General features: G+C 69.4%; 6 protein-coding genes. All 6 read right to left on the reverse strand.

What is annotated here, in order from left to right; translation table 11 throughout:
* The coding region (locus JO059_RS14650; RefSeq protein WP_293319890.1) for an enoyl-CoA hydratase-related protein at positions 1 to 374 on the reverse strand (374 nt) is incomplete at its 3' end.
* Positions 371 to 1090, reverse strand: coding sequence for a PaaX family transcriptional regulator C-terminal domain-containing protein (locus JO059_RS14655; RefSeq protein ID WP_293319892.1), 720 nt, complete (start codon positions 1088 to 1090; stop codon positions 371 to 373). The genes JO059_RS14655 and JO059_RS14650, both read right to left, overlap by 4 nt.
* 4 nt (positions 1091 to 1094) lie before the next feature.
* On the reverse strand, positions 1095 to 2033 hold the full coding sequence (locus JO059_RS14660; RefSeq protein ID WP_293319894.1) for a crotonase/enoyl-CoA hydratase family protein: 939 nt from the start codon (positions 2031 to 2033) through the stop codon (positions 1095 to 1097).
* A gap of 109 nt (positions 2034 to 2142) precedes the next feature.
* On the reverse strand, positions 2143 to 3771 hold the full coding sequence (locus tag JO059_RS14665; RefSeq protein ID WP_293319896.1) for an acyl-CoA dehydrogenase family protein: 1629 nt from the start codon (positions 3769 to 3771) through the stop codon (positions 2143 to 2145).
* Positions 3684 to 4628, reverse strand: a complete 945-nt coding sequence (locus tag JO059_RS14670) for a PHB depolymerase family esterase (protein WP_366516212.1) — start codon at positions 4626 to 4628, stop codon at positions 3684 to 3686. Before JO059_RS14670 ends, JO059_RS14665 begins: the two co-directional genes overlap by 88 nt.
* Before the next feature lie 47 nt (positions 4629 to 4675).
* Positions 4676 to 5388 (reverse strand): deoxyribonuclease IV (locus tag JO059_RS14675; protein ID WP_293319900.1); only part of this gene is annotated, 713 nt, incomplete at its 5' end.

Genomic DNA, 5388 nt, shown 5'->3' on the forward strand with positions numbered 1-5388 from the left:
ACGGCGTCCTCTTCGGCTACCCGCAGATCACACCAGATGGCCAACTCCAGACCCCCGGCGACCGCGTAGCCGCTCACTGCGGCGATCACCGGTTTGGACAGCAGCATCCGTGACGGCCCCATCGGTCCGGGACCGGTTCGGTGCACGGCGTTGGCGTCCGGCGTGCCGAAGGCCTTCAAATCAGCCCCGGCGCAAAAGGTGCCGCCGTCGCCCCAGAGCACAGCCACCGATGCGGTGTCGTCGCGGTCGAATTCCTCGAACGCCGCGAACAACGCCGCGGCCGTGGGGCCGTTGACGGCGTTGCGGGCCTCGGGCCGGTTCAGCACCACGGTGGTCACCGGGCCATTGCGCTCGATACGCACCGGATCGCTCATTTTGCCTCCGCAAATAGTGGTTCCCGCCGCTGCAGCAGCTCAGTGGCGAAGTCGTGGTACGCCGCCCGCAGCCTCGCACCCGGCCAGTCGGCGAGCAGCAGTTCGTCGGGCAAGACCGGGTCGGTGAGCAGGTGCCGCACCGTCGCCGCGGCCACCACGAACCGGGCGGGTATGTCGGGTGCGGCGGCCATCTCGTCGAGCAGCCGGTGGCCGGTTTCACCCCAGCCCGGCAGGTCCCACAGCTCGCCGGCCAGCTCGGCGGCGTCGTCGACGCGTGCTCGCAGGACCCGCACCCGGGCGTCGATTTCGGGATCGAGGTCCAGCTCCAGGTTGTCGGGCCGCATCCACACGCCTTCGCGGAGTTCGCCGAAGCGCTTGTCGTGCATGGCCGTTCGCAGCGAGGCCCGGGTCCGGGCGTCGCCGCCCACGCTGGTCACGATCAGCGTGACCCACTCCCCACTCCACGGGCGCACCCGCGGGTCGATGGCACCGTCCTGGCGGCGCTGGCGGGCCAGCAGCCGATCCGAGAGCCGGTAGCCGTCGGCCGACCGGATCAGGTCTCCCGCGCCGACCATGCGGGTCAGGGCCACCCGGAGCGTCGTCTCCTTGATCCCGAAATCATCGGTGAGGCGGATCAATTCGCCGGCGGTGGCGCAGGCCGGGTGGGCGCCGAGCAGCACGCTGAGCACCACCGAGCGGGCTGTCATGTCTGGCAACGGGTCACACGCCCGAGGTCCGGCGGCCGTGGTCGCCGAACGGCTCGTCGCGATGCCGCACCGCCTCCCGGAAGCCGTGCTCGACCGCGTCGGCCACGAAGGCGTGTCCTTCGGGCGTGTGCCGGGCGATGCCGTCGAAGACGGTGCTGACCATCCTGCTGGTGGCCACCCCTTGTTGCAGCAGAGCGGAATTGAGCGCGAGTTTGACCATGATCAACTGGTTGACCGGCATGGCGGCGATCCGCTGCACGAGGCGCTCGGTGCGCTCGTCGAGGTCCTGCGGGTCGGGCGCCTCGACAGCCCAGCCCCACTCGGCGGCCTGCGCGCCGGTGAGGCAATCACCGGTCAGCAGAAGGCGTTTGGCGCGCTGATCACCCAGCCGGTGCGCCCACAGGCCGGCCGCCGGCACGCCCCACACCCGCGTCGGCGGGTAGCCGATCTTGGCGTCCGCGGCCGCGATCACCTGGTCGGCGTGCAGCGCGATGTCGGTGCCGCCGGCTACGCAGTAGCCGTGGATCTTGACCACCGTCGGCTTGTCGGCGTGCATCAGGCTGGCGAACCCGCGCACGAAGCGGCTCATCATCTGGTAGTCGATCATCGGGTCCCACGGCTGGTTCGGCAGGTGGTTCACCGCCTGGGTCTTCCCGTCCAACACGGTGCCCCGATAGGTCCCGGACCCGCCGGCTGAACCGGTGCCGTCGGCGTAGGCACTCAGGTCGAATCCCGCGCAGAAACCCTCGCCGCGCCCGGACACCAGGATGACGTGCACCTTGGGGTCGAGGTCGGCGCGCTCTACCAGCGCGGAGAGTTCCAGCGGCGTGTCGGCGACGATCGCGTTGCCCTTTTCGGGCCGGTTGAACGTGATCCGCGCAATCCGGTCGGTGACCTCGTAGGTCATGGTCTTTAGGTTGTCAAAGTCGACCTGCCTGATCGCGTGAGTCATTGGCGCCGCTCTCCCCCGCAGGCGGGCGGTGCCCCCACCTCACCGCTTCGTCCCCCGCAAGCGGGAGGTGCCCCCACTGCATCGTCGCCGGCGCAAGTCATGTTGCGGCTCAGCCCTTTACCAGTGCGCGCTCCAGGATGGGCGCCAGGTCGAGGCCGGCCGGCATGGTGCCGAAGGCCCCACCCCACCGGCCGTCGAGGCGGGTGGTCAGGAATGCCTCGGCGACCGCGGGGTGCCCGTGACGCACCAGCAGCGAGCCCTGCAGCGCCAGGCAGATGTCCTCGGCGACCTTGCGGGCGCGGTATTGCATGGTGTCCAGGTCGCTCAGGTCCTGCCGCAGCCGCTCGACGTAGGCGCCAAGCCGCGGATCCTGGCCGGCGCTTTGCGCCAGTTCGTTGAACAACACCTCGACGCACTCGGGGCGAGTGGCCATGGCGCGTAACGTGTCCAACGCGCTGACGTTGCCCGAGCCCTCCCAGATGCCCATCAGCGGCGCCTCGCGGTACAGCCGCGGCATCCCGGAATCCTCGACGTAGCCGTTGCCGCCCAGGCATTCCAGCGCTTCGGCGGCGTGCGGGGTGGAGCGCTTGCACACCCAGTACTTGCTGGCCGCCAGGCCAATTCGGCGCAGCAACGCCTCCCTCTGGTCTCCGCGTACCGCGCGGTCGGTGGCGCCCGCCATCCGCATCGCGACCATCGTGGCGGCCTCTGCCTCCACCGCCAGGTCCGCCAGCACGTTGCGCATGAGCGGTTGGTCGATCAGGTAGGCGCCGAACGCTTTCCTGTGCTGGGCATGATGGATGGCGCGGGTGAGGCCGGTGCGCATGCTGGTGGCGCTGCCCAGCGTGCAGTCGAGCCGTGTGAGGTTGACCATCTCGATGATGGTGGGGACGCCGCGGCCCTCCTCGCCTACCGGCCACGTGATCGCGCCGTCGTATTCGACCTCGCTGGAGGCGTTGGCGTGATTGCCGAGCTTGTCCTTGAGGCGCTGCAGCAACATCCGGTTCCTGGTGCCGTCGGGCAGCATCCGCGGCAGCAGGAAGCACGACAGGCCGCCCGGCGCCTGGGCGAGGACCAGGAAGACGTCGCACATCGGGGCCGAGGTGAACCATTTGTGGCCCGTCAGGCTGTACGTGCCGTCGCCGTTCGGGGTTGCCTGGGTGGTGCCGGCGCGCACGTCGGAGCCGCCCTGCTTTTCGGTCATCGACATGCCCGCGGTGATGCCGGCCTTCGTCGTGGCCGGCTTCAGCTCGGGGTCGTACTCGCGGCTGGTCAGCAGCGGCTCGTAGACCGCGGCCAGTTCGGGGTTGTAGCGCAGCGCGGGAACGACGGCGTAGGTCATCGAGACCGGGCAGGTGTGACCGGGCTCGACATTCCAGACCGACATCTTGGCGGCCCGCACGACGTGCGCACCCGGTCGCCCGTCGGCCCACGGCGCGGCGTGGATGCCGTGGCCGATCGCCGCGCGCATCAGCTGGTGGTACGCCGGGTCGTACTCCACCTCGTCGACGCGGTGGCCGTACCGGTCGTGGGTGTGCAGCACGGGCCGGTTGCGGTCGGCGAGCTCGCCCCACCGCTGCGCTTCGCGGCTGCCCGCAAGCGCCCCGAACTCGTTCACCTCTTCTGAGCCCCACTGCCCGCCCTCGCGGATCAGGGCCTCGACAAGCACGGCGGATGTCGCGGGGTTGTAGTTCTCCAGCGGCGGGACCTGGTTGGTGACGACATGGGTGTCTGGCATGCCACCCATGTTACATTTTTCCGACGGTCGCACAAGAGCTGTAATGATCGGCGTGGGTGCGCGGCGAAGAATTGCCAGAGCGCCTGGGTCGCGAAAGAAGGCCACTCAGCGTGGCCTCCGCCATCGATCGTGATGAGCACGACCCTGCGGTTGTCGGCGCAGGCGGCCGTCGATGTCGTCACCGGGCCGCTGGTCGTGGCGGTGGGGGCGCCGCATTGATCGGCGTTGCGCCAGAACGCATTCACTTCCGGCACGGACGGACCGTTGATGACGCTGAAGCCCTGCCCGCCTTGGTAGGGGACGAGCGCATCGGCGGTGCCATGGATGTGCATCACCGACGTGGGGTGCGGGGACGGGCAGGGATCCAGCTGCGTCGCCGCGTCCGGGCCGATCGCGGCGAATACACCGGTGTTGCACGCCAGCGTGTAGGACATGATGCCGCCGTTGCTGATGCCGGTGGCGTACACCCGTGACGAGTCGACGCTGACATTCCTGGTGATGTCCGCGACGGCGGCGCCGATGAAGGCGACGTCGTCGACGCCTTCGCGTGCCGGCCTGCCGCAACAGCCTTCCCCGTCGGCGTTCCAGGCCCGGCTCAGGCCGTCGGGGTAGGCGGCCAGGAACTTGTTCGATGCGGCCAATTGGTCCCAGCCGTAATCCCTTTCGGCCTGTTTGCCGCTGCCGGAGTAGCCGTGCAGCACCACCACGAGGGGGGCCGACGCGGGCAGCGCCGCGGGCCTGTACAGCCGATAGGTGCGGTCCAGCCCGCCAATTTTGATGGTGTGGACGCTGGTGCCGCTCACGAAGCCCGACGGCGGCGGCGGCTCCCGCGGCGAGCATGCCGCGATCACCAGCATCAGGCAAACGAGCGTGGCCGCCGCGCGGCGCATGGCCGGACTGAACCTCAGCCGCCGGTGTTTTCCCGCAGGAATGCGATGTCGTCCTTGCGGCCCTCGTCGGCGGTTTCGCAGATGACCGGCGCGTCGGCGGCCTTGACCACCGCGACGAGTAGCTCGAGATCGATCTGACCGGTGCCGAAGTTGGCGTGCCGGTCCGCACCCGAGCCCGCCGCGTCCCGCGAGTCGTTGCAGTGCACCAGGTCGATGCGGCCCGTCAGCGCCCTTATCCGGTCGACCGCGTCGACCAGCTCCTCACCCGCCGCCCACGCGTGGCAGGTGTCCAGGCAGAAGCCAATTCCCTTGTCGCCGATGTGATCCCAGAGCCAGCCGATGGTATCGAAGTAACGAGCCATCGCGTGGTCGCCGCCCGCGGTGTTCTCCAGGTACACCTGGACGTCCGATTCCAGGTAGTCGAGCGCCTTGACCCAACGCTCGAAGCCGGCCTCCATGTCGTTGTCGTCGGCGTGGCCGCCGTGCACGATCACCGCCGTCGCATCGATGTCCGCGGCCGCGTCGCAGGTGTCCTGCAGAATCTTGCGCGACGGGATGCGAATGCGGTTGTTGGCCGATGCCACGTTGATCAGGTACGGCGCATGCACGTACAGCGGGACCGACGACGCCTTCAGCGTCTCGGCGTCGTCGCGCGGCTTGGGCTTCTTCCAGCTCTGCGGGTCACCGAGGAAGAACTGCACCACCTCGGCGCCGTCGGCCGCCGCGG

The organism is Mycobacterium sp. (assembly GCF_019247615.1).
GTDB lineage: Bacteria > Actinomycetota > Actinomycetes > Mycobacteriales > Mycobacteriaceae > Mycobacterium.